Here is a 23,105-nt window from a genome sequence, read left to right on the forward strand (position 1 = left end):
ATAAAATAAATCACAAAATAAACCACAAACTGCCGCTTTCCACACAATGGGGAGCGGTTGTTTGTTGGATTTTTGGAGGTGCATCTGTGAACCGGGCAAAGCTCGGTTATTATGAAAAGGTGAGTGGGATTGCCTGATCCCACCATTGCCTGCCCCGCAGCCTACCCCAGGCATTGGTTCATATTATTTGGAGAAATCAGAGTAAGTAATGTCCAATAGCCCACCCCCTCTGTTGCAACCGAACATTCCGCCGAACGGCTTGACCGTGCTGTCGCATCGCTATTTACTGCGGGATGCGCAGGGAGCGGTTTGCGAAACGCCAGCGGATTTGTTCTGGCGGGTAGCCCGTCATGTAGCCGCAGGGGAGCGGGCTTATGGGGCGACTTCGGAGCAGGTAACGGCAATGGCCCACCAGTTTTACAACTTGATGGCCCAACTGGCATTTCTGCCCAACAGCCCCACCTTGCTGAATGCCGGACGTCCCCTGGGGCAGCTTTCGGCCTGCTTTGTGCTGCCCATTGAGGATTCTCTGGAACGTATTTTTGAAACTCTGAAGCATGCCGCCCTGATTCATCAAAGCGGCGGAGGCACCGGTTTTTGCTTTTCCAAACTTCGGCCCGTGGGAGATGAGGTGCGGGAAACCCAATCGGTGGCCGCTGGGCCGGTGGGTTTTCTGGAAGTCTACAACGCCGCTGTGGACAGCATCAAGCAGGCCGGGCAGCGCAAAGGGGCCAATATGGCCCTGTTGCGGGTGGATCATCCCGATGTGGAAGCCTTTATTAGCGCTAAAGATGATTTGCGGCGGGTGACCAATTTCAATATTTCCATTGGCATCACCGATGCCTTTATGCGGGCGCTGGCTGAGGATCGCGATTTTGATCTGATTCATCCCAACACGGGGCTGGTTTCGAAAACTTTGCCTGCCCGTGAGTTAATGGCCCGCATTGTGGATTGTGCCTGGCGCACTGGGGAGCCCGGTTTGATTTTTCTGGCTCGGGTCAATCGGGATAATCCCACCCCGGCGCTGGGGACGCTGGAGGCCACCAACCCTTGCGGGGAAGTGCCGCTTTTGCCCTATGAGGCCTGCAATTTGGGTTCGATCAACCTGATGCAAATGCTGAATGATCAAAATCAGCTGGATTGGCAAAAATTGGCCGAAACCGTACACTGGGCGGTTCGCTTTCTGGACAACGTGATTACCGTGAACCGTTACCCCTTGCCGCAAACCGAGGCGATGGTGACCGGGAACCGTAAAATCGGGCTGGGGGTCATGGGCTGGGCCGATTGCCTGATGGCCCAGGGCATTCCCTACGATTCCGAGGCGGCTGTGGCCTTGGCCCATGAGCTGGCCGCCTGGATCGATTATCAGGCCAAACTGGCCTCTGTAGCCTTGGCGGAACCCCGGGGAGCTTTTCCGAATTTTCCGAAAAGCCGCTATGTTCAGGCGGATTGGCTGTTGGATCGGGTGGGGGCCGTGCCAGTGGGGAAGGTGTCTATCGACCAATGGCAGGCGCTGGCCCAGCGGATGTCGCAGCTGGGGCTTCGGAACGCCACCACCACCTGCATTGCCCCCACGGGCACCATCAGCATGATTGCGGGCGTCAGCGGGGGGATTGAGCCGGTGTTCGCCCTGGCTTTTACTCGCACCGTGCTGAACGGCCAGCGGCTTTCCGAGGTGCATCCGGTGTTTGCTAAATGGGTGCAACACCATGCCATGGATCCGCAAGCCATTTTTGAACGGGTACAGGCAACAGGGCGTCTGGATTCGGTTTTCGATGGTTGTTTTGAAGCAAACGCTGCGCATCTTTTAGCCGGGCACAACACCGCTGAAGGCTTGCCCGAGCCGGCCCGGCGAGTGTTTGTGACCTCCTTCGATGTGGCCCCGACGTGGCACATTCGCATGCAGGCGGCGTTTCAGGCATTTACGGACAATGGGGTTTCTAAAACCATTAATTTGCCGGAATCGGCCACGCCTGAGGATGTGGCGCAGGCGTTTCGGTTGGCTTACGAATCCGGCATTAAAGGGGTGACTGTGTATCGCAATAATAGCCGTCAGGATCAGCCGCTATCGGTTGTGGTACATGCCCCTGAGTCTGCTGAAAATGATGCCTCAAGTTGCCAGAACTGCCATTAGGGGCGGGCGGGGGCCGGATCGCAATTGCGCTCAGGCAAAAGCCTGTTCCAGAATGCGGGTTAAATTGACCTCGAAAATATCGCAGACCTGATGCCAGGTGTAGCAGCGGGTCACGGTCTCAAAGGCGGCCTCGCCCATGGCTTGGCACAGGGTGGGATTTCCCAGCAAATGGGTGACACTTTCCACCATGGCCTGCGGGTTATCGGGCGGCACCAACAAGCCACTTTCATAGTGCGTGACCACTTCCTGAAAATCCGGATTTTGCACGACTACCGCAGGCATGGCGCTGGCCATGGCTTCCAGCACGGCCAGGGGTTGGGCAGGTGTTCTGTGGGGCTGAATGAACAGATCGTGCTGCAAGTACAAGTCCGGCAGGGTTTCTTCTTGCTGAACCCGAACGCTATGCAAGGCGGGCTTAAGCGGCTCTGGAAAATCGGCGAATAGTTCATCGGGAGAGGGCAACTGGTTGTCGCCGGCCACGGTCAGGGTCACTTGGGGGTGGGCTTTCAGGATTTGCTGAAAGGCCTCCACGACGGGCTGTGCAATGGGTTTTTCCGGGTGATTGTTGCCAATGAGGAGCAATCTGGAAGGCGGGGTGGCCTTTTGCTTGAGCCGTTGGGGGCTGTAAAACTTGGCGTCCACGCCACGGGGCTGATACATGGCTTTACTGGCGTACTGGGGGTATTTCCGGCGGATGTGATGCACATCTTCCAGCCCGGTTAAAAAGCAGCCGTCCTGGGTTTTTAGCGCTTGTTCCACCGTCCACACGTTCAGTTGCCGCAGCAGGCAATCCTTTGGAATGGGAGGGATTGTCAGATCCGGGGCGGCATCCGGCAGGTCCTCCAGTAAAGGCTCCACTGGCTTGCCCATGGCCGGATCGTCGTGCAAGTACCAGGAGACTACCCGTGTTTCCGGTGGCAGCAACCAGTCCCGAAAAGAAGACAGACACCAGCCACTGCTGCCGGTGGCCAGGACAATGTCATACTGTTTTTGCTGACATTTACGGCTGGCCAGGGGGGCGATGCGCATGGGCCATTCCAGCAGGGAAATGGGCTCTGGTTGCTCGTCACTGTCTTGCGGGCGGCGAAAAAAGTAATCGACCTCATGCCCTCGCATCGCCAGTTCCCGTCCCAGATAACGCATGGCCCGCACGGTGTCGTCCAGGGTGTGTTGGGTCAGGTGGCAAATAAACAGCAACTTCATGATGATTATTCCAGCCTTTCCGGTTGCTTCGGAATTTTAACGGTGTCTGGACAGTGGCTGACTGAGCTTTGCAGCGACGCTCAACACAGAAATCAGCGGAAAGACAAGCCACTGGCTAATAATGCCGACCTGAAATATGACACTCACTCATCTGCCCGATTTGGATACCACGATCATACCCCACAACCGAGGATGGGGAAACCAGCCGGTTAGGGATTCAAATAATTTTTCAGGCTTTTAATATTGCGGTTGCTGCGGCACATTTTGCGCAGCTTGTTCAGCGCGCGGGTTTCAATCTGGCGAACCCGCTCCCGGGAGACCCCGAACAGTTGGCCAATTTCTTCCAGGGTGCGCTTGTTGCCGTCGTTTAGACCAAAGCGCAGTTTTAATACATCCCGCTCCCGGGGCCGCAGGCTGTCCAGAATTTTATCCAGCTCCTCGGTCAGATTTTCCTGAGACACCCGGCTATCGGGAGATTCCGTATTTTCATCCACCAGAAAATCCCCGATTTTGGAGGCCTCATCCTTGGTGTGCAAGGGCGTTTCCAGGCTGATGGTGGACTGGGTGGCTTTCAGCACCAATCGCAATTTGGACAGTGAAATGCCCATTTTACCGGCCAACTCTTCCTTGGTGGGCGTGCGGCCCAAATCGTGGGAGAGATCGCGGGTCACTTTTTTCAGGCGGCCAATGGTCTCAATCATGTGAACCGGTAGGCGAATGGTTCTGGATTTATCGGCAATGCCCCGGGTGATGGATTGCTGAATCCACCAGGTGGCATAGGTGGAGAACTTAAAGCCCCGTTTGTAGTCAAATTTTTCAGCGGCCCGAATCAGGCCCAGATTGCCTTCCTGAATGAGATCCAGAAAGGAAAGCCCCCGGCCAATGTATTTTTTGGCAATGCTGACCACCAGCCGCAAGTTGGCTTTCACCAATTGCCCTTTGGCCACTTCATCGCCTTCTGCAATGCGTTTGGCCAGTTCAATTTCCTGCTCGGAGTTAAGGAGTTTTACCTTGCCGATTTGTTGCAAATAAATTTTCACCGAATCATCGGCGGAGCCCCGTTCCGCTTGCACTTTCTCCTGCTCAGCGCCCTCTTCCTCTTCTTCCTCCTCGAAAAAATCGACCCGTTCCTGACCATCGTTGAAGGGCAGTTCGTTTTCGTCATCCAGAGCCATGAACTCGTCCTGGCGTTTGGCTTTACGGGGTTCGTCCAAGGGGGCGGATCCTTTGCGTAGAGAGGCAGCGGATTGTCGAATACCGGGTTTCTTTTTCTGGGAAATGCTCATGCGACCTCAGTATCGGGTTTTGTGGGCAGTGCGTTTCAAGCGGGTGCTTTTTGAAAGACAAAAAAATTATATCAGTGCAGGTTGGTAGCGGTTGGGTTTGGGGCCTAATCCCCTTTATTTGGATGAGTCAGACGGGGTGAGTGTCGGTTGCGGGATTGAGTGGGGCCGGTGAAGGGGAGCTTCTTTTTTTCTCATAACTTTAGGGCCTCAAGGCTTTAGGGCTTGCGTCACTATATTGAGGTTGCTTTGGGCGATTTGCAGGTTTTCCTGGGTGCCGCTGGGAGGCGTGCGATGACGACTGACTTCGGTGTAAAGCCGACTGGCCTCCTCAAAGTTTTTTTGGGCCGCTTGCAGTTGTTGTCCTCGGACCAGGCGAGTGCCTTCATTGATTAGCAAGGCCCCCAGGTTGAACTTGGCCTCTACCAGATCCCGGTTCAGTTGCAGGGCTTGCCGGTAGTAGGTCATGGCCTCCGTTACGCGGTTTTGTTTTTGGGCCTGCACCCCCAATTGGTACAGTTCGTAGGATCTCTGGGTTTGGGCGGTGCTGCCGCTGGTGCTGTTCTGCACATCGGCGTTTAATTTGTACAACATGCCGATGGTGTTGATATCCCGTTGACTAAGGCTTTGATCGCCGCTGTGGCTGGTGGAGTAGTACATAATATCGTCCGGGTAGGGACTATGGCCCTTTAGACCAATGGCATGCCCCATTTCGTGGGTGGCGATGGTCACCAGACTGTTGTAGGGAATGGGCTGATTGCTGTTGGGGTAATAAACGGCCAAAGTAATGTCGGAGCGAACGAGGGTATCGCCCACCGATTGAAAGGGGCTCACGCCCAGAATGTTATCGGGAAAGTTTTTTTGCCAGCGCACTGTAATATCCGCCTGATTGGCGTTGGCGGTCTGCACAAAGGAGACTTTTCCCCCGGAGGCCGATTGCCAGCGGCGCATGGCCATGCTGACCGCTTGCTTCATGCCGGTATGCCAGCCACTGACGTGAAAGCCGTTGCTAATGTAAACTTTGAGCGGCATTTTTTGGCTGGAAAAATGCACGATTTTTCCGTTGGGGATGACATGGGTCAGGTAGTTGTCCTTGCTGGTTCGGGACAGGGCGGTTTTAATGATCTGATTGGCCTTGCCGCTGTTACTGGCCAGGGCGATTTGCTGACTGGTCAGGTAGCTGATGTTATTGCGGGACTTGGCCGCCAGTTCGTGACTGGCTGGAACCAGCTGGATGACATACTCAAAGGCCTTCCGGGCTTCTTCATAGCGTTTCATTTGGGTATAGCTCAACCCCAGATAAAACAGGGCATCCGGGTTGGGCTTTCCCGATTCGCTCAGGCTGGCTTGTAGCAGTTGGGCGGCCCGGCTGTAATTTTTCCCTTTGTAGGCACTGACCCCGTCCCCGTAGTAATCCCCACTGGCTTCGGGAAACAGCAGGGCCACCAGCAAAAGGCCCGGCAGCAAGCAAACAAAAGAACGCTTCAACATAGTCGGTATATCGAGAGATCGGGCGACTCTCTTGAATGTTTGCGGACAAACTGTATGAAAAATTTACAAAAAATCAGCCGCTTGAAATGGCGTTCAGCAAATCCTGCGCGGAATCCATCTCGGCCTTCAGGGCGTGCAAATACCGTTCCAGTGAGGCGTCATCCAGCCCGAAATAATCCATCAGCGCCGGGCTGAAATGTTCCCGGTTGTAGATGCCCTGCCGCTCATACCGCACCACGGCCAACTCGTTGGCCAGGGCTACCAGATGCACCAGACGGGGGCAGGATTCCGCCTGCGCCGGTTGATGATGGTGCAGAATGACCTCGCTGATGCCCACCGGCAATTTCCATTTGCTGGCCAGATAATTGCCAATGCTGGCATGATTCACCCCTAAAACGGATTCCTCCAGCTGGTAAAAGGGCAATCCGTGCAGGGGAAGTCCTTTAAGCTGGGCTTGATGAAGCACCTGGCTGTAATCCTGCTTGAAGTAGACATCCAGCACCACTTTGCCAATGTCGTGCAGCATGCCGGCGCTAAACACGTCATCGCTATCGGCCATTCCAAGAGATTTGGCCAGCAGTCGGGCGGCCACGGCGGTCCCCAGAGAATGCTCCCAGAACTGTTGGTGATTGAGGCCGCCGGGGTGGGTGTGTCCCTCGAAGAGTTTAAAAATACTGGCGCTCAGCACCAGCCCCCGCACGTTGGTAAAGCCCAGAATCATGATGCCGTGCTGAATGGAGCTGATTTGTCGCTGAAAGCCATAGGCCGCCGAGTTGACCATGCGCAGCACCTTGGAGGTCAGCCCGGGGTCATAGGAAATCAGCTTGGCGATTTCTGAGGCCGGGGTGTTGGGCTGGTTGATAATGGCCAGAATCCGATTCACCACATCCGGCAAGGACGGGATATCCCGAATGCGCTTCAGGATCAGTTCGTGGGCTCCCGAGGTGAACTTGTTCATGGCTGGCTTCGGTTAAACTCTCAGGCTACGGGTTTTTCAATGGGCCGCTTCGGGCTGCGCTTTGGCCGGTGGTTGGCCTCGTTCAGCAGCAGTTGCAGATCAAAGCGGTTGACTGGCCGGGTCAGCAGTTTGATGCGTTTATTCGGGTTGATGCCTTGCAAGGCCATTTGTTCCGCATCGGACAGATCAATATGCGGAGGGGTAATGAGAATGAGGGTTTCCACAAAGGACAGCCCTGAGAAAATCTGCAACAGGCTCAGCCCGTCTATGGCGTTGGACAGCTCATAGTTGGCCACCAGAATTTGCGGACGGTATTTTTCCACGGCCCAGGGCACACTGGCGATTACCCGCACCGGATGAATCTGATCCAGCGGGATGCCGCACACAAACAGGCAGTCCACCAGTCGCTTCATGTGTTTGTGATCCGGTTCAATGATGAGAACCTGTTTATGGGGTACCTGGGTGGATTTTTGCAGTCGTTTAAAGGGGTCCAGAATGGAGTTGCCCATCCCGTTTTGCTTGCGAATGCCCTGGGCGTTTACCGGCGCTTTGGCCAGACGGTGCCCGGTGTGCTTGTAATGGAACTGGTGGGGTTGGGCGCCACTCTTCAGGAAGCGCGGCAACTCCTCCGGGGTCAGCTCAAAGCCTTTCCTTAAAAGCAGGATGGGTTCCAGACCGCGATCGAAACGGTAAATGTCCTCACTGCTGACCAGAAGATCCTGTCGGGCTGCCGCCGGGTTGCTTTGCAACTGATTGGGGTTGAGTCGAATAAATCCAAACATGGAAACGGTCTCCACGATCGTGACTTTCCTGCTGTTTGGGATGTCGGCAAGTTTGCCCGAAAGTCCAGCGGATGCGTGGAAAGTCCACCATTCAGGGGAGTGACGGACCGCAGGTGAAAAGCAGATCAAAACAATCGCAGGAGCGCCCCATGGGTTGCCTCGGGATGAATTCGAATATAAAAATGGGCCAGCCCAAAGAGTCCGGAATCTCCAGATGCTTTGAATCAGAGGGAATTAAAGATGGCTGGGCAACGTTTAGCGGCCTAACTGGGCAGAAAGCCCTGCCAGTGCGGTGCCTTGCCGTTGGTATTGGCCCACCATGCGATCCATGGCCAGAAACTGCTGCCGCAGGGTTTTTTCCTTGATGGCCAGTCGGTCATTGGCCCGCTGAATGCTATCTTCTAGCGCCTTGATCCGTTTCCCGGCGGAGTCCTGATAGGTGGCAAATAGCCCTTTACCGGAGTCCCCCAGGTTGTATAACGCACCAAACCCGGTTCTGCCCGTTCCATCGGTGTAGGTTTTATCCGTCAGGAATCGTTGTAACTTGGTAAAGGTACCATCCAGGCCATCATCAACGCCACTGGCCCCGACTGGTAAATCCTGGGCGATGAGCAGGCGCTTGAGCTTGTTGGGATCTGCGCTTAAAGCGGCCCGCAGGGCATTTTTATCCAGGTATAGCTTGCCATCCGCCGAGGAGGAAGAGGCGCTTGTACTGGGCGTATTATTGGTGTTGTTGGTCGTGGGGTTGGAACTGCTGTCGCCTTCGGAATTGTTTTCGTCGGTGGTATCAGTGGTATCGGTGCTTCCAAGCGCTTTGGGGCTGGAGGAAATTCCGACCATTTGTAAACTTTCAAAAGCGGTGTTGGCTAAATCTCCACCGACGGACTGGGTAAAAATGGAACGCAGCTGGTTTCTAAAACTTTTGATTCGGCTATCGCCCGCCAGAGGGCCGTTGGAGGCGCTGGCTCCCGTTTTGCTGGCTTCGGTGTCAATTTTGGTTTGTTTGGCGATTTCATCAATCAGGCTGTTGTATTTTTTAATAATGTCATCCACCTGATTCACGATGGCGTCGTTGTCTTTCTGGATGGTGATTTGGGTGGTGGTTCCGACGGCCACTTTTTTCAGGTTGAGGGTCACGCCGGTCAGGCCGGTCACCGTCTCATCCACCGTATCGCCCGTGGCGTAGAGGGTTTGGCCGTTCAGCACAAACTTGGTGTTATTGCCTGCCTTTTGGGAGGAAATGGCATCGGTACCGTTGACAAGTTTCATGGCTTGCAGGAAGTTTCCACCGGGCAAGTCTTCAATACTGATTAAATTGCTGCCGGTTCCCTTGGCCGTGAGCTGAAAGCTGTTGGTGCCCCGGTTAAAGCTGGCCGTGACACCGGCTTCGGACTTGTTGATTTCATCAATGATGGTGTTAATGGACTTGCCCTCGGCGTTAAAGGTAACGCCGTTAAGTTTAAACTGGCTGTTGGTGTTGACGGTGGTGGCCAGGTTGGCCCCGGCGGTGGTCACGGCGGTGTCCCGGTTAATGGTGCTGACCCTTTGGGAGGCCGTGGTGGTAAAAACGCCTCCTTCGTTAATGGCCACTGCCGTATTCAGGAATGTTTTTTCCAGAAAGTTGCTGGTATCGCCCCCCGCGCCAAAGGTGACGGCGTTTCCCGAGCCGCCGCGATTGATCTGGATTCTGCCGTCCACAATCCCCACCGTGGCGCCGGGGATATCGGTTTGAATAGCCGTTTGCATATCGGCGATAATATCGCCCAGGGTATCACCATCGGCGATGCTAATCTGATAGGCCTTTTGGCTGGCCCCCACCTGGGTGTACAGGGTGAAGTTTCCGGCAGTAATCCCCAGGTCGGTATTGGTCATGGCTGTATCGAAGCGACCCACCCCTGCGGTGCTGGTGGCTATGGTGGCCGTGGGCAGAGCCAACACTTCCACGTTCAGGGTTTGCGGAGCGGCGCTGCTGGAAACGCTGGCCGTGACCGATTTACTGTCGGAGGTGGTGGCTCTCATGTTCTCAAACAGGGTTTTCTGGGTGGCCACGTCCCGACGGGCCAGCTGATCGATGGCCGAGAACAGGCTGCGGGCTTTGTTTTGAATGCTGGTATAGGCCGCCTGTTGCCGACTGATGGTTGATCGTTTCTGGGTCATCAGGGCGATGGGGCGTTGTTCCATAGCCAGCAACTGAGAAATAATGCCATTGACGTCGAAGCCGGAGTTGAAACCCCCAACGCCTCCCAGGGAATAGTTGCTACTCATGCGCGATGATCCTTCGATTGGGCAGGAGTGCCAAGTGTTTATTCAAAGGGTTTTGCAGCAAACCTTTTTTTTATCATTACCCACTTCTCGGGTGGTTTAATCGTTTTTATTAATGAATTGGTTTTTGGGGCGTCATTGGGTGGCGGGGGAAAATCGCTCTGAGGGAACGCTCACCCATTCGGGTGAAATTTTAAGCCCGGCCCTGTAAATGCTCCGTTACAAGTCGGTCCGGAATCAGCACTTTTATGGTGTTTTCCTTTTTTTACATGGAACAAGGGCCCACGATGATTCGGGCGGGCATCCACCACCTGATGGAGTGTTGTTTGCTTTTGTGATATGTTCCGGCTTTATAAAGCAAAATATGTCACAGCTGGCTGAATTTACGGGTTTTCGTCAATCGCTGTCTGAAGCGGGTTTTACGAGTCGATAAAAGGCTCAGCGTGGATATAAAAAGTACACAAATTCAAGGGAGTCCCCACTTTATGTCAGGAATAGCTAGCGTCAAGCAGCGATCGTTATTGTCCAGACTCTTTCGTACCAAGAACCTGGACAAAATCCTGGCCGATAACGCCAATCAGGAGCATCAGCTTAAAAAAACCCTGAGTGCTTTTGACCTGATTATCTTTGGTGTTGGAGCCATGATTGGGGCCGGTATTTTTGCCTTGACAGGTGCCGCTGCCGTTGGTTCTCCTGATCATGCCGCCGCAGGGCCCGCTTTGACCATATCTTTCGTCTTGACAGGGGTTATCTGCAGCTTTTGTGCCCTCTGTTATTCCGAATTTTCGGCCATGGCCCCTATTTCCGGTTCCGCTTACACCTACGCTTTTTCCACTATGGGCGAGTTTGTGGCCTGGATCATCGGTTGGGCGCTGGTGCTGGAGTACGCCGTGGGTAACATGGCGGTCGCCGTCAGCTGGACGGGCAGTATCAAGGAATTTCTGGCCATGGCCTTCCACGTTCACTTGCCCAGCTGGCTGGTCAGCAATACCATTGACACTGTTTCCCGGGAAGGATTGAAGACCGTGGATATGTCCATCGTCCTTAAGGCCATCCCTTTTGTCATTCCCTTCACCACGGAAGAGAAAATCCTCCTGGTGCAAAGTGCTTTCAACCTGCCCGCCTTTTTTATCGTGCTGGCAGTGACCGCCCTGTTGCTGGTAGGTGTCTCTGAAAGCGCCCGAACCGCCGCGGTGATGGTGTTTGTAAAAACGTTTGTGGTGCTGTTGTTCATTGTTATTGGGGCGCTGTTCCTGTTTGGTGGGCACATGGATGTGTTGCAGCACAACTGGTTTGCGGATGGCTGGAAAACCTTTGCGCCCAATGGGTTTAACGGGATTATCACTGGCGCGTCCACCATTTTCTTTGCCTACATCGGTTTTGATGCTGTTTCCACCGCCGCCGAAGAGACCAAGAACCCTCAGCGGGATATTCCCATCGGTATTATGGGCTCTCTGGCCATTTGTACCTTGCTCTACATTCTGGTGACGGCCGTGATTACCGGGATCGTACCCCTGCACGAGATTAATAAAGAGGCCGCTGTGGTGGGCGCCATGAAGTACATGGGCTATCCGTGGGCGTCCTGGCTGGTCAGCATTGGTGCCATTGCCGGTTTAAGCTCGGTATTGCTGGTGCTGCAAATGGGTGGTACCCGTATTTTCTACGCCATTGCCCGGGATGGCCTGTTACCTGCCGCTTTGGCAAAGATTCACCCCAAGTTTCAGACCCCGCATGTTTGCACCCTGCTGGTGGGCGCTTTTGTGGCCATTGGGGGCGGGCTGTTGCCCATCAACCTGTTGGCTGAAATGTGCAACATCGGTACCCTGGGCGCGTTCATGATTGTGTGCATTGGGGTGGCTATCCTGCGCTTTACCGATGCCAATCGTCACCGTCCCTTTAAAGCCCCCCTCGGGCTGACCTTCCCCATTCTGGGTACCCTGGGCTGTCTGTACGTGATGACGGGCCTGCCTCTGTTCACCTGGGTGGTCACCGGTGCCTGGTTCCTGCTGGGGATGGCCCTGTATTTCGGCTACGGCTTCTGGAATAGCAACCTGAACAAGGAGCTGGATGGCGAAGTGCTTTCCTAGCCTGCCTCATATCGCTTTGGATAAAAAAAAGCCCCTCGGATTATAGCTCTGAGGGGCTTTTGGTTGTTGGGAATGTTCTAGCTAAAGACCATAATGATAAGTTCTAAAGGTGGATGGCATGGGCTGGATCTTTTTGACTGTTCATCACCGGCCAGTCGTCTTGAAGGATGACGCCATTCGGCTAGAGTCTGTAGTCCTTATATGCCACCAACTGTAAATACTTTATCACTCCTTTGGGCTAATCTGTGTCATTTTAATGAAGGATTTTTAAAAGAGTTTGAAATTTTTTGGGGGTGGGTCTTTTTTTCTTCTTACCCGAAATGGAAGCAACTCTTATCAGGCTTCTTTTTTTATTGTATAAACCTCACTGTGTATTGCCGGTCGAGTAACGGCCAATGGATGTAAGAATCAAGCGTTTGGGCTTCGCCTTGGGTTGAAATCAAGGCGTCTAGAGAAAAAAAGGATATTGGCGATGAAAGATTTCCACGGTTTTGTCAGCAAGTTACTGGGTGTCTGGCTGGTTTGCTACGCCCTGATTTTGATGCCCGGTTTGCTGAAGGGCTTGGTCATGTTTGTTCTGGCGGACTTTACCATGCCGGCCAAGCATTACTTTGATATAATCAGCACCATCCACCGGGGAGCCTTATGGCTGATCCCAACGGTTTTTCTGGCCGTTTCCTACTATCTGTCCCGCCCCGGCAAGAAGATGCTACAAGGCTGATACTTCCCTTTTATGTCACTGAACTTTTTGCCAGACACGCCAAAACGAGTCGCCGTTGCCATGAGTGGCGGTGTGGATAGCAGTGTGGCCGCCTATTTAATGGCCAAGGCCGGACATGAAGTGGTGGGCCTGACCGCCTGGACGCTGAACGGGCCGGGCAAGTGCTGCAATGACGCGCTGGTCAATGCCGGACGCGTTTGTGAAATGCTGAACGTGCCCTACGACACGGTTGATCTGCGGGCCGAGTTCTCCCACTTTGTGATGGATTACTACAACAACTCCTACCAGGCTGGACTGACCCCCAATCCGTGTGTGGAGTGTAATCGCTACGTCAAGTGGGAGTTGCTGGTGCGCTACGCCGTGGATGTGCTGGGGGTCGATTATGTGGCCACCGGTCATTACGCCATTCTCAGCCCGGCGGCCCATGGGGTGAATGTCTATCGCTCCGTGGACGAGCATAAGGACCAGACCTACATGATGGCTCGGGTGTTTCCCAAAGACCTGAGCAAGACCCTCTTTCCGCTGGGAGAAATGACCAAGCCTCAAGTGACCGCCCTGGCCCGCGAGCTGGATTTGCCCACGGCCTACAGCAAGGAGTCTCAGGACATTTGCTTTGTGCTGAACGGGCAGCACAACTACATGGATTTAACCTTTGGCAAGCAGCCCGGCAACTTTGTGGATGCCGATACGGGCAAAGTGCTGGGTCAGCACGATGGCTACTACCGGTTTACCCTGGGCCAGCGCAAAGGCATCGGGGTGGCTGCCGGTCGCCCGGTTTACGTGACCAAAATCGACCCCCATACCAAGACGGTCTATTTGGGCGACGCCCACCATTTGGAGAGTACCACTTTTAGCGTACTCTCTCCCAATTGGCTAGTCCCTGGGCTGGACGAGCCGGACGCCTTCCCGCGGGAATTGATGGTCAAGATTCGCTACAACTCCCCGCCGGTGTTGGGCCGAGTGGAGTGGCTGGATTACGCCGCTAAGAGTTTGAAAGTGACGTTGCATACCCCTCAGTCGGCCATTACCCCGGGCCAGATCGCCGCTTTTTACGACACCGAATTCCGGCAGTTGTTGGGCGGCGGCTACATAGAGCGCTACCTGTCCCATCAGCCGTTTGACGAGCGCAAGCGGGACAATTTACCGGATCTGTACTGTCAGGTAACTCCTGCCTAGGGGCTGTGGTCAAGGCCAGCGCCGTTAGTCCTGCTCGATGAGTTTGACGTAGATGAGGCCTTGCTGCTCTGGCTTGATATCGCTGGGAAAGACGGTATTATCGTTGTATTTGGCCCCTTTCAGGATGGCTCCTTGCAGATCAGCCCCTTTCAGATTGGCGTTTTCCAGATTGGCCAGGCTGAAAATGGCCCCTTGCAGGGAGGCCCTGCCGAGATCGGCCCCTTTCAGATTGGCTTGACTGAAATTGGTCTGAAAGGCTTTGACCCCCTGCAAGGAGGCCTCGCTCAGGTTGGCCTGGGTGAATTGAGCCTGGTTCAGGTTGGCCTGCTGCAAGTTGGCCCGGTGAAGGGTGGCTGAGGGGAACTTGGCGTTCCGCATCAAGGTGCCCTGCAGGCTGGCCTCAGTCAAATCGGCCCAACCCATTTGGGCCATCTCCAGATCCGCTTTGTCCAGGTTGGCCTGAATAAATTTGGCGGACTGGGCTTGCGCTTTCAAAAAGTTGGCTTTCACCAGATGGGCTTCCGTGAAATTGGCATGGGCAAACTTGCCCTCCCACAGTTCGGCCATTTCCAGGTAGGCTTTGACCAGTGTGGCCTGCCCAAAATCGGATTGGCTGAGATCGGCCAGCCGCATATTGGCGCTGGTAAAGTTGGCTTTTACGCAGTGGGCGGTGGACAGGTTGGCTTTCTCCAGCATGGCGCTGCTCAGGTTGGCGCCCTCCAGTTTGGCCCCTTTGAAGATGGCTTTGCCTAAATTCGTCTCCCCTAGATTGCTGTTGGTCAGGTTGGCTCCCCGAAAATTGGCATTGGCCAGATTGGCCCCGGCCAGGTTGGCATTGAACAGCACAGAGTGACAGAATTCCGCATTCGGCAGCTCTTGACCGCTTAAATCCGCGTAAAGCAGATTTTCAGCGGCAATTTCCAGCAGCAAAGTGCCATTTTGGCTTTTGATGGCAAGCATAATACGGGTTGAATCACTTTCCCTGGGTGTTTTGGCTGTTTGAAGGGTTTCAGAAGCAAGTGCATCTGCAATGCTATTTTCTGAATATACTTTTTATGGATTAGTTTATCAGAAATTAAACCTTTATGACCATTTCGCCTATTACGCCCTATTATTGCAGGTGGGTGTTCATAAACCGCAGCAGTGGTTCTAAATCCGTAGGGTCGTGATAACCCAGCCGAGCGCTTAACGCCTGCTGGGGTAAATTGCCATCGGCCCACAGGGCTTTGAGAAAGGCGCCCGCTTCGGGGTTGGCGTACCAGTCTTCCCCGTTTGTTTTCGCTGTGCCAAAGTGCTGACAAAGGTATTCTCTCAGCTGAGCCTCCAGGCTCCAGGCCGTAAAGTAGTCGGCCACGTAAAAGCCGGCGTCCACATCCCGGGTCCAGCCTTCCGCGTCGTATTGAAAGCCGCAACCCAGACTGAGCAACCCGGCATAAACGCCTCCCTTGTCGCTGAGGGTGTAACCCGCCTCATTGACGCCTTCAAACAGGGCCAACTCAAACTGCATTTTGCTGGCATAGCGGCGCAGCATGTATAAATCTTCCAGGGCGCGCCGTTGTACCGCCAATTGGGCCTGCTCCGGGGGTAGCCCGGCCATGTGGGTCAGCCAGTGGGCGTTCATAAACAGATTCTGGAACAGGTAGGCATAGGTTTCCGTGGTGGTGTTGTTGCCCATTAAGGCCATGGCAAAGCTGAGTTCCGGTTTTTCATAGGCAAAGTGCTGGGCATGGCCGGATTCATGGAAAAAGGCCGAGTAATCATCCAGCCCACCTTCCGGTTTGACCGAGAGATAAATCTCGGCGGGCACGGCGGCGGGGTATACATAGGCTCTGGAGCGCTTGCCTTCCCGGTTGGCAATGTCCAGCAGAATGCGGCGCAGGGCTGGCTGGCTGGGATCGTGTTGATCCGTTTTTTGAACCACTTCCTGCTCATAGGTGCTGCGATTCTCGAAGTTGGCGGGTTGGGCAATGGTGGAAAAATTCAGGCCCAGACCGTCAAAGGTCTGGGTGGCCAAGGGGACTAGCTTGCTCTGGGGGAATTGCCGGTTAATGGCGTCCATTTCCGGGGAGGCGTGCCCGTGCAGGACATAGGAAATATCGGCCCGGGTGGCCTCGGTGGCGAAATCCAGCCCGGTGACCGCATGATAGTGCTGTCCCATCAAGCGGGTGTAGAGAGCCTGGGTTTCCGTGACCAGTTTTTTGCCGTTTTCCCCCAGCTTTTTGAGATCATGACCGCTGGTGTGGCTGTAGAAGTCAATGATGTTAGCGTATCCCAGCCCTGCCAGCAGGCGGTTCTCTTTTTCAAACAGTTCAATAAACTGGCCGGACAGGTTTTCGGTGTATGCCTGGGCCATGCGATCGTACAAGGCTTGCCGGGTGGGCTTGTTGGCGGTTTTTTTCAACCACTCGGAGACATCTTCATACAACAGCGATTCAATAATTTCTCCGTTCCCGTTTCTCAGGCCCAAATCGGCCACATGCACCTTGAGCTGGTTTTTGGCGTTCTGAAACGCATCGGACAGGGCGGCCAACTGGCTGCCAATATAGGTGCCCAGCACCGAGGTGAACAGGCGTTTGGTTTCTTCGTGTTGCGGGTTCTGATCGTACAGTCGCTTGAGGCGATGAAAGGTGGCCTCCTCGCTGAGAATGGGGTACTTGGCGTAAATTTCCTGAGAGTTGTAAGTTTCCGCCAGTTTGGCCGTGGCAAACAGGTAGTAGGCTCGGGCAAAATCCTTGTTCGAGCTGGAAAAGGCTTCTTCCAGCGCTTGCAAAAAGGCGGAATCGTTTTCGATGGCAGGTGCGGTACTCATAGCGCTCAGTCCCCATTCAACATAGCTGGGTCGCTCAGAAAGGCGAAATTGTATTCAGCCTTTTCTGATGAACCCCTTGTTTCATATTATACGCCTTGCCGCTGTGGGTGGTCGCAAGAGGGTACCGTATCTCAGGGGCTCAAGTGGGCGGTTAGTGGGGACAAGCCCAAGGCGGCCCGGGCCTGACGCTCATAGTCAAAGGCCTCGCGTTCTAGCGGGGTGTGGTATTGCAATTGTCCGTGCATCAACCATTGGGCCAACCGATGACTGATTACTTTGGGCCAGTTTTGCCGGGCGTGTCGATATTCATGGGCCAAAATAGCCGCTTTTTCTCCGTCACTCAGCGTCCAAAAATCAGCGCCAATATAAAGTTTCCCGCTCCAGGGCTCATAGGCGGCCAACAGGGGTGTTTCTGAAGATTGTCCGTATGCGGACTGCCAGTGCGCAGGCGCTGCGTAAACAATTTTTCGCTGATGATGCAGTTGATACAACCAGTCCGCCAATGACGGGGAAAGGGCCAGTAGCAGGCTGCGCCCGCCGGAGAGGCTTTGCCAGTGGGCGGGGCCTTTCAGGCTTCGGGAGCTGTTTTGCCGGGCTGCGCTCCGGATTTCCCGGATGCCGGAGAGATCGTTGAGGCCGGGCAGTGTGCCATCTCCCACCCCCTGATCGTAGAGGGTGCAGAGGCCAAGCAGAATCAGTGTTGCGCTCAGCCATCGGGTTGCCTGGCGCTGGAGGCTTTGGCCGGACTTTAACAGCTCGGACTTAATCAGGCCGGTAAGCGATTCTCGCTCGCTTGTGCCGGGTTTTGGCCCGTGCAGGGCTTCCGACATCGCAGCGATTGGTGTGGCCGGCAATGAAAAGAGAGCGGTGAACGACATATTTTTAGGCAATTCCAGTTGGGATGAGGAACTACGGTTTAAACGCGGCTCACTGGAATTTGATGCCTGATTATTTGAGTTAGGAGCGCCTCTCGCCTATGAACCTTAAACCAGCGGCTTCAGCGGGGTCAGGGTCAACTCCTTGATAAACACTTTCTCCGGCTGATTGAGGATATAGGTCACCGCTTCGGCCACGTGTTCCGGGTCCAGCATGCCGTCTCGCTTGGGGGCGGCTTCATCGGTGTGCAGACCCTGCCAGATGGCGGTATCCACCGCGCCGGGATAGATACCGATGACCTTGATGTTGTTGCTGCGTTGCTCTTCGGCCACCGCTTCGGTAATGGCGTACAGGCCAAACTTGGAGGCATCGTACACGCCCCAGAAGGGGTAAGCGGTTTTTCCGGCCACCGAGTTGATGTTGATGATAATGCCGCCCGCCTGTTGCACCATGACCGGCAACACCCCGTGCATAAAGTAAATGGCCCCTTTCAGGTTGGTATCAATGGTGCGATCGATATCGGCAATGCTCATTTCCTGAAGCAGTCCCAGTTTTGCGGCCACCCCGGCGTTGTTGATAAGGACATCGATTTTGCCGAAGGTTTTCTGGGTGGTTTCAATGACCCGTTGCACCTGTTCGACGTCTCGCACATCGCAGGCCAGGGGCAGGGTTTGTATGTTGGGGTGGGCCAGCGCCAAATCGCGGGAGAGTTGGGTTAATTTTTCCACGTTGCGGGCGCACAAAACCAGATGAATGCCCAAGAGGGCCAGATGGTGAGCGATGGCTTGCCCAATGCCCTGACTGGCCCCGGTGATGATGGCGACTTGCCCCTGAAGGGCGGTGGAAGAACTGGCTGGCATGGAGGCTCCTTTGGCGTAAAACGATGATGATCTGTCTGTAAGCGTATCTCTAAATTCCGGATTTGCAAAATGGGCAGCAGGGCTGTTTCTGTCTGAAATGTAAGGGCTTGTAAAGGGTGAAAAGGCCCTTACTGAAAGTGTGTTATGATATTTTTAATTGAATTATTGAGTGATGTACGTTTGGCAGTTTAGTTTGTAATTTGGCAGGGCATTTTGCTTTGCAGAATCACTTTTTAGTTGTGTGATTTGGTTGAGTTATTTGTTGAAGGAGAATCAAATGAACCGTTTTTTTAAAGGCGCCCTGTTGGCTGCCGTCGTTGCTGTGGCCATGGTTCCGGCCAACGTATTCGCAGAAGAAGGCCCTTACGCCACGTTTGAGATTAAAGTCAATTCCAATCCGTCGGTCTCCAACCTGAGTCCCGCTATTGTTGCCCCCATTACCAAGGATCAGGTGTCTTTCCACATTATCAACAACACCGGCAAGGCCCTGTTTTTCAACGGGAATGATGGCCAGTACATTCCCCTGGTTTCCAACAACACCGTGACCGTTCCCTACAAGGCGGGTGATGCCTACAAAGTGGTGGACGCCGATGGCGCTACCGTGGCCGAGTGGGATTTGAATGGCCGCATGGAAGGTCAGGTTCCCAACGTGTCTTCCGCTTCCAAAGAGCAGTTTGCCGCTTGGGGCAGCACCCTGCAGCAGGTCATCGAGAACCAGAAAGTGGCCTATCAGGAGCCTGCCGCCAAGCCTGAGCCTCGCTACTATGAAAGCCGCTCTTCCCGCAGCGCTTCCAGTGGCACCACCGTTCGTGGCTACTGGTAGTCGTCTGCTATAGCGGATTAAATTCAAAAATCCCGTCCCGGTTTAAGGCCAGGGCGGGATTTTTTTCAGGCATGAATTTCAGGAGTCAGAGTCAGGAATCAGAACGCTGCAAAGCGTTTAGGTGGAAAGCGGCTAGGCGGATCGACTGGCAGCGCCATTCAGCCGTTCTGGGTACCACAGGGTAATGGGGCTTTCAAAGCCCATAATAAAAAAGTCGAAGCCAAAGGTTTTGAGTTGCTCCAGGGCTTGATGCACTTCGACCGCGGAGCATTCAAAGCATTCAGCCATACTGAGCAAGGAGGGCAGAAATAGGCACTGCTCCTGATCCTCGTGATATTGGGACAACATGAGGGCCAGGTAGCTTTGTATGTCCATCGACCGCAACTGTGTGCAGGTTTGGGTGGCCTGAGTCGTGAAATCATCAGTCGACAGGGTTTGACTTTTGAACATGGTAAAGCCCTCTTGTCTCTTCGGGTATTTTATTGGGGAAGATTTTTAGGGGGGATTAGGTCTGTTCTTATTTAGGCCTGTTCTTTGGGTCGGGGTGGAGGATTCACGGTGCTGGAAGTGTCTGTTTCGGGGCGTCGCGGGTGTGTTGTCTCAGTGTCCTCAGCTTGCTGACGGGATTCATTCCGGTGCGTGGCGCTCCAGTTGTAAAGCCCGCTGCTGTTTTTGAGAGTGGCGTATTTCAACTTGGACACTGACATGGCGTTTCGCATGGTATGACGCTCCACTTGGCGACTCTGCTAACTCCAGAATTCCAGCATGAGTTATATGGTTTAAAATCACCCAAGTTAAACCTAGCCGATAGAGGGGTTCTACTTTTACGAATTTTGTTTTCACTCGTGTTCTCAAGCCTATCCGGGGAGTGTCCCGTTCTGGGGGCTGTTGAAAGCGGTCGTTGCGCAGCGTGATTGCGTATCAGCGTGATTCAGTATCAGAACAAGCGCTTGACCGGCCTGCCCTGTGTTTGATTTGGCGGTCTGATTTTTGAGATCGGATAGCCCTGCTGATCGGCGCTGAACGGCCGATCGAAACACTTGGCGGAGCGTCTTACCCGCCGGGGGATGCCTGCCCGATGCGGGCGTGCTGGCTCCAATAAATAATGGACTCGGCGAACTCCTGGGCGGTGTAGGGCGTTTCTGGCCGTGTGCCCCCTTTGAGTCCCAGAAAATTACGGGCCATAGTCATGGGGCTCATCGGTTCGGCTTGCCCGGAGGCGTAGGCGTTAATGGAAATAATATAGTAATCGGCCTCCCGGGTGGCCGGGGCGTCCCCGTCCTGGGCCAGGGTTTCATGGCTGTACAGGATAATTTCCGCCCGGTGAGCGGGCGCCTTTTGCCCGCCACAGACCTCCACCTGAATAAACCCGGCTTCTCCCGCCATGCGGGGCGCAAAATGAGCGGTGAGGGGCGTATTTTCATCCACGGCAATCACGCTGCCCAAGAAGCGATGACACTCAGCCTCCGGCATGGGAATTAGCAGTACGCCGCTGTTGTGCGGAGAGGGCTGGCGTTGTTCCCACTGGCGCTCGACCAGGTTTACCAGCTCATCCCAGTTTCCGGCGAAGTGGTCGTCCTTACTATCTGGGGTTTGTCGTTTTACAAAATCAGAAACACCAATGAGGGCCATGGGTCCATCTTCTTTCTGTTGCGTTATGGGGTTGGGCACTGCCTAACAAAATAAAAAACGCCGAACCCAAATGCAATCGGGTATGGCGTTAAAGCGCAATATGAAAGAAGAGTTTTAAATTTGTTCCAGCCTTGTCCTTGTGATTGCATAAAAACAAACATTTGTCGGTCTGGAACGATTTATTTCGTTTTGTAAAGTTGCTTTGCCGAAATGCTGGCCCTCAGGGCTTATGCGCCCAATGCCAGTTTCAGTTGTTCCGACTGGTGCGCTACGGGAGAATCGGTTTCGCCGGGATGCCACAACTTGGATACAGAGACTCCAAGCAGGCGGACAGGCCGGTGGTTCTGCGCTTCGGTTTGCGCTAGTAGCTCTGCCAAGGTCTGCATCATGCTTTCCAGGGTGTCAAAGGGGGTGGCCTGGGTCCGGCTACGGGTAATTTGTTGAAAATCGGCGTATTTTACTTTCAGGGTCAGGGTTCGGCCATAGGTCTCATGCCGCCGCATCCACGCCAGCACCTCGGCGGCCAGCGTGGAGAGTGCTGTCAGCATGGGAGCCGGATCGCAGAGGTTCTGGCTGAAGGTTGTCTCTGATCCTATGGATTTTCGAACCCAGTCCGTTTCCACGGGGCGATCGTCTCTTCCCCGGGCCAGGTGATAATAAAATGCGGCGCTTTTCCCGAAAATAGACTCCAGCGTTTTCATGCTCTGTGCTTTAAGATGGGCCCCGGTGTGGATGTTCATGGCCTTCAGCCTGGGTTCGGTTTTTTGCCCAATGCCGTAAAAGCGTCCAATGGGGAGTTCCTCAATAAAGCGCTGGGCCTTGTGGGGCGGGATCACGCACAAGCCGTTGGGCTTGTTGTAGTCGGAAGCCACTTTGGCCAGAAACTTGTTATAGGACACCCCGGCGGAGGCAGTCAGGCCGGTTTCTCGCAAAACCCGCTGCTTGATTTCGTAGGCGATGAGGGTGGCCGACGGGCTGCCCTCGCCCTGGCCTGTGACATCCAGATAGGCCTCATCCAGAGAGAGGGGCTCAATCAGGTGGGTGTAATCGGCAAAAATGGCCCGAATCTGTCGGGAGACTTCCTTATACGCTTCAAAGCGACCCGGTACCACGATTAGGTGGGGGCACAGCCTCAGGGCTTTGTAGGTGGACATGGCGGATTTCACACCAAAAGCCCGGGCCTCGTAACTGGCGGTGGCAATTACCCCGCGTTGCGCCGTGGTGCCACCCACAGCCAGCGGCAAGCCCCGATACTGTGGAAAGTCCCGCTGCTCCACGGCGGCGTAAAAGGCGTCCATGTCGATGTGAATGATTTTTCGGCAAGGCGGTGTCATGGGGGCTGGCGTCTTTTAAATGGGAGATTACAGATTGGTTGAACAATAAACATCGAAAAAAAATTCGATAAGCCCAGTTTAGCCAACCTCAGCGATTTGGGCAAGAGGACGGAGATTGTGGAATGAGCGTCCCGGGTTTTAAATTTTAAAAAACAAACTTTGTTGCAATTCAGAACGCTTTCGCAGCTTTTTGGCTGTAGGGGGTTTACATAGCTACCATCCCTTCACAAGATGCACCTCACCAGAACAATTTGAATGGGTGATCTTGTGGGGTTTTCCCGACCCTTTTCCAACAGGAGACTTCATTAATGGCAATGCCTTTTCCTCCCGCCGGGGCCCCTTTTACGCCTCAGTTCCCGCCGCAGCTTCCGCCCGCCATTGGCTACGGAGACCCGGCCATTCCACAGGGCTCTGCCCCTCTTCCCGGCCCTGCACCCTTCCCCGCAGCGCCTTCTTTCCCGGGTGCGGCCCCATTCCCGGCGCCAGGCATCGCTCAGCCATTCCCGGCTAACGCTGCCCCTCTGCCGGGCGCCTTTCCGCCCGCTGCCCCGAGCTTTGGCCCTCCCATGTTTCCTACCGCCCAGCCTTTTCCAGCGCAAGCCTTTGGAGCCCCTGCCGCTCCCATGTTCGGTTGCGGGCAAAAGCTGGACACGCAAGCCTAGTTGGTCTGAGCC

The 23,105-nt window shown here is 54.5% G+C and carries 20 protein-coding genes; 6 read left to right on the forward strand and 14 right to left on the reverse strand.

What is annotated here, in order from left to right:
• Positions 1-208: 208 nt before the first annotated feature.
• Positions 209-2,134 (forward strand): adenosylcobalamin-dependent ribonucleoside-diphosphate reductase, encoded by a 1,926-nt coding sequence (locus DF283_RS03595; protein ID WP_303673341.1) that lies wholly within the window; start codon positions 209-211, stop codon positions 2,132-2,134.
• A gap of 30 nt (positions 2,135-2,164) precedes the next feature.
• Here the strand turns inward: DF283_RS03595 and DF283_RS03600 are convergent, their stop codons facing one another.
• The 6 genes from DF283_RS03600 to fliD form a co-directional block, all read right to left on the reverse strand.
• Positions 2,165-3,337: a glycosyltransferase family 4 protein gene (locus DF283_RS03600; protein WP_303673342.1), complete on the reverse strand. Its 1,173-nt coding sequence runs from the start codon at positions 3,335-3,337 to the stop codon at positions 2,165-2,167.
• Between the two features lie 209 nt (positions 3,338-3,546).
• Complete coding sequence (locus DF283_RS03605; protein ID WP_303673343.1) at positions 3,547-4,551, reverse strand: sigma-70 family RNA polymerase sigma factor; 1,005 nt, start codon at positions 4,549-4,551, stop codon at positions 3,547-3,549.
• A 279-nt stretch (positions 4,552-4,830) separates the two neighbouring features.
• A complete protein-coding gene (locus DF283_RS03610) occupies positions 4,831-6,111 on the reverse strand; it encodes a tetratricopeptide repeat protein (RefSeq protein WP_303673344.1) in 1,281 nt (426 codons plus the stop codon).
• 73 nt (positions 6,112-6,184) lie between these two features.
• The gene (locus DF283_RS03615; RefSeq protein ID WP_303673345.1) at positions 6,185-7,069 is read right to left on the reverse strand and encodes an HDOD domain-containing protein; all 885 of its coding nucleotides are present in this window, start codon (positions 7,067-7,069) and stop codon (positions 6,185-6,187) included.
• A 20-nt stretch (positions 7,070-7,089) separates the two neighbouring features.
• Positions 7,090-7,851: a hypothetical protein gene (locus tag DF283_RS03620; RefSeq protein ID WP_303673346.1), complete on the reverse strand. Its 762-nt coding sequence runs from the start codon at positions 7,849-7,851 to the stop codon at positions 7,090-7,092.
• 255 nt (positions 7,852-8,106) lie between these two features.
• Positions 8,107-10,116, reverse strand: a complete 2,010-nt coding sequence (gene fliD / locus DF283_RS03625; RefSeq protein ID WP_303673347.1) for a flagellar filament capping protein FliD — start codon at positions 10,114-10,116, stop codon at positions 8,107-8,109.
• Between the two features lie 482 nt (positions 10,117-10,598).
• Between fliD and DF283_RS03630 the strand changes: the two genes are divergently transcribed.
• From DF283_RS03630 to mnmA, 3 genes are all read left to right on the forward strand, one after another.
• Positions 10,599-12,200: an amino acid permease gene (locus tag DF283_RS03630; protein WP_303673348.1), complete on the forward strand. Its 1,602-nt coding sequence runs from the start codon at positions 10,599-10,601 to the stop codon at positions 12,198-12,200.
• A gap of 472 nt (positions 12,201-12,672) precedes the next feature.
• Complete coding sequence (locus DF283_RS03635; RefSeq protein WP_303673349.1) at positions 12,673-12,921, forward strand: hypothetical protein; 249 nt, start codon at positions 12,673-12,675, stop codon at positions 12,919-12,921.
• A gap of 12 nt (positions 12,922-12,933) precedes the next feature.
• A complete protein-coding gene (gene mnmA, locus DF283_RS03640) occupies positions 12,934-14,097 on the forward strand; it encodes a tRNA 2-thiouridine(34) synthase MnmA (RefSeq protein WP_303673350.1) in 1,164 nt (387 codons plus the stop codon).
• Positions 14,098-14,121: 24 nt separating this feature from the next.
• Here mnmA and DF283_RS03645 read toward each other — a convergent pair whose 3' ends face one another.
• The 4 genes from DF283_RS03645 to DF283_RS03660 form a co-directional block, all read right to left on the reverse strand.
• Entirely contained in the window at positions 14,122-15,057 is a 936-nt protein-coding gene (locus DF283_RS03645) for a pentapeptide repeat-containing protein (protein ID WP_303673351.1), read from the reverse strand.
• Between the two features lie 151 nt (positions 15,058-15,208).
• Positions 15,209-16,906: a gluzincin family metallopeptidase gene (locus DF283_RS03650; RefSeq protein WP_303673352.1), complete on the reverse strand. Its 1,698-nt coding sequence runs from the start codon at positions 16,904-16,906 to the stop codon at positions 15,209-15,211.
• A 131-nt stretch (positions 16,907-17,037) separates the two neighbouring features.
• Entirely contained in the window at positions 17,038-17,784 is a 747-nt protein-coding gene (locus DF283_RS03655) for a hypothetical protein (protein WP_303673353.1), read from the reverse strand.
• 105 nt (positions 17,785-17,889) lie between these two features.
• Entirely contained in the window at positions 17,890-18,642 is a 753-nt protein-coding gene (locus DF283_RS03660; RefSeq protein ID WP_303673354.1) for an SDR family oxidoreductase, read from the reverse strand.
• Between the two features lie 277 nt (positions 18,643-18,919).
• Between DF283_RS03660 and DF283_RS03665 the strand changes: the two genes are divergently transcribed.
• Entirely contained in the window at positions 18,920-19,465 is a 546-nt protein-coding gene (locus DF283_RS03665) for a hypothetical protein (protein WP_303673355.1), read from the forward strand.
• Positions 19,466-19,597: 132 nt separating this feature from the next.
• Here DF283_RS03665 and DF283_RS03670 read toward each other — a convergent pair whose 3' ends face one another.
• From DF283_RS03670 to dinB, 4 genes are all read right to left on the reverse strand, one after another.
• The gene (locus DF283_RS03670) at positions 19,598-19,915 is read right to left on the reverse strand and encodes a hypothetical protein (protein WP_303673356.1); all 318 of its coding nucleotides are present in this window, start codon (positions 19,913-19,915) and stop codon (positions 19,598-19,600) included.
• Positions 19,916-19,986: 71 nt separating this feature from the next.
• Positions 19,987-20,184 carry a hypothetical protein gene (locus DF283_RS03675; protein ID WP_303673357.1) on the reverse strand — a complete coding sequence of 66 codons (198 nt, stop codon included), beginning with the start codon at positions 20,182-20,184 and terminating at the stop codon, positions 19,987-19,989.
• A 334-nt stretch (positions 20,185-20,518) separates the two neighbouring features.
• Positions 20,519-21,097: a DUF3228 family protein gene (locus tag DF283_RS03680; RefSeq protein WP_303673358.1), complete on the reverse strand. Its 579-nt coding sequence runs from the start codon at positions 21,095-21,097 to the stop codon at positions 20,519-20,521.
• Positions 21,098-21,324: 227 nt separating this feature from the next.
• Positions 21,325-22,431, reverse strand: coding sequence for a DNA polymerase IV (dinB, locus tag DF283_RS03685; RefSeq protein ID WP_303673359.1), 1,107 nt, complete (start codon positions 22,429-22,431; stop codon positions 21,325-21,327).
• A gap of 308 nt (positions 22,432-22,739) precedes the next feature.
• Between dinB and DF283_RS03690 the strand changes: the two genes are divergently transcribed.
• On the forward strand, positions 22,740-23,093 hold the full coding sequence (locus DF283_RS03690) for a hypothetical protein (RefSeq protein ID WP_303673360.1): 354 nt from the start codon (positions 22,740-22,742) through the stop codon (positions 23,091-23,093).
• Positions 23,094-23,105: the final 12 nt, after the last annotated feature.

The sequence above is a fragment of the Vampirovibrio chlorellavorus genome, assembly GCF_003149375.1.
Lineage (GTDB): Bacteria > Cyanobacteriota > Vampirovibrionia > Vampirovibrionales > Vampirovibrionaceae > Vampirovibrio > Vampirovibrio chlorellavorus_B.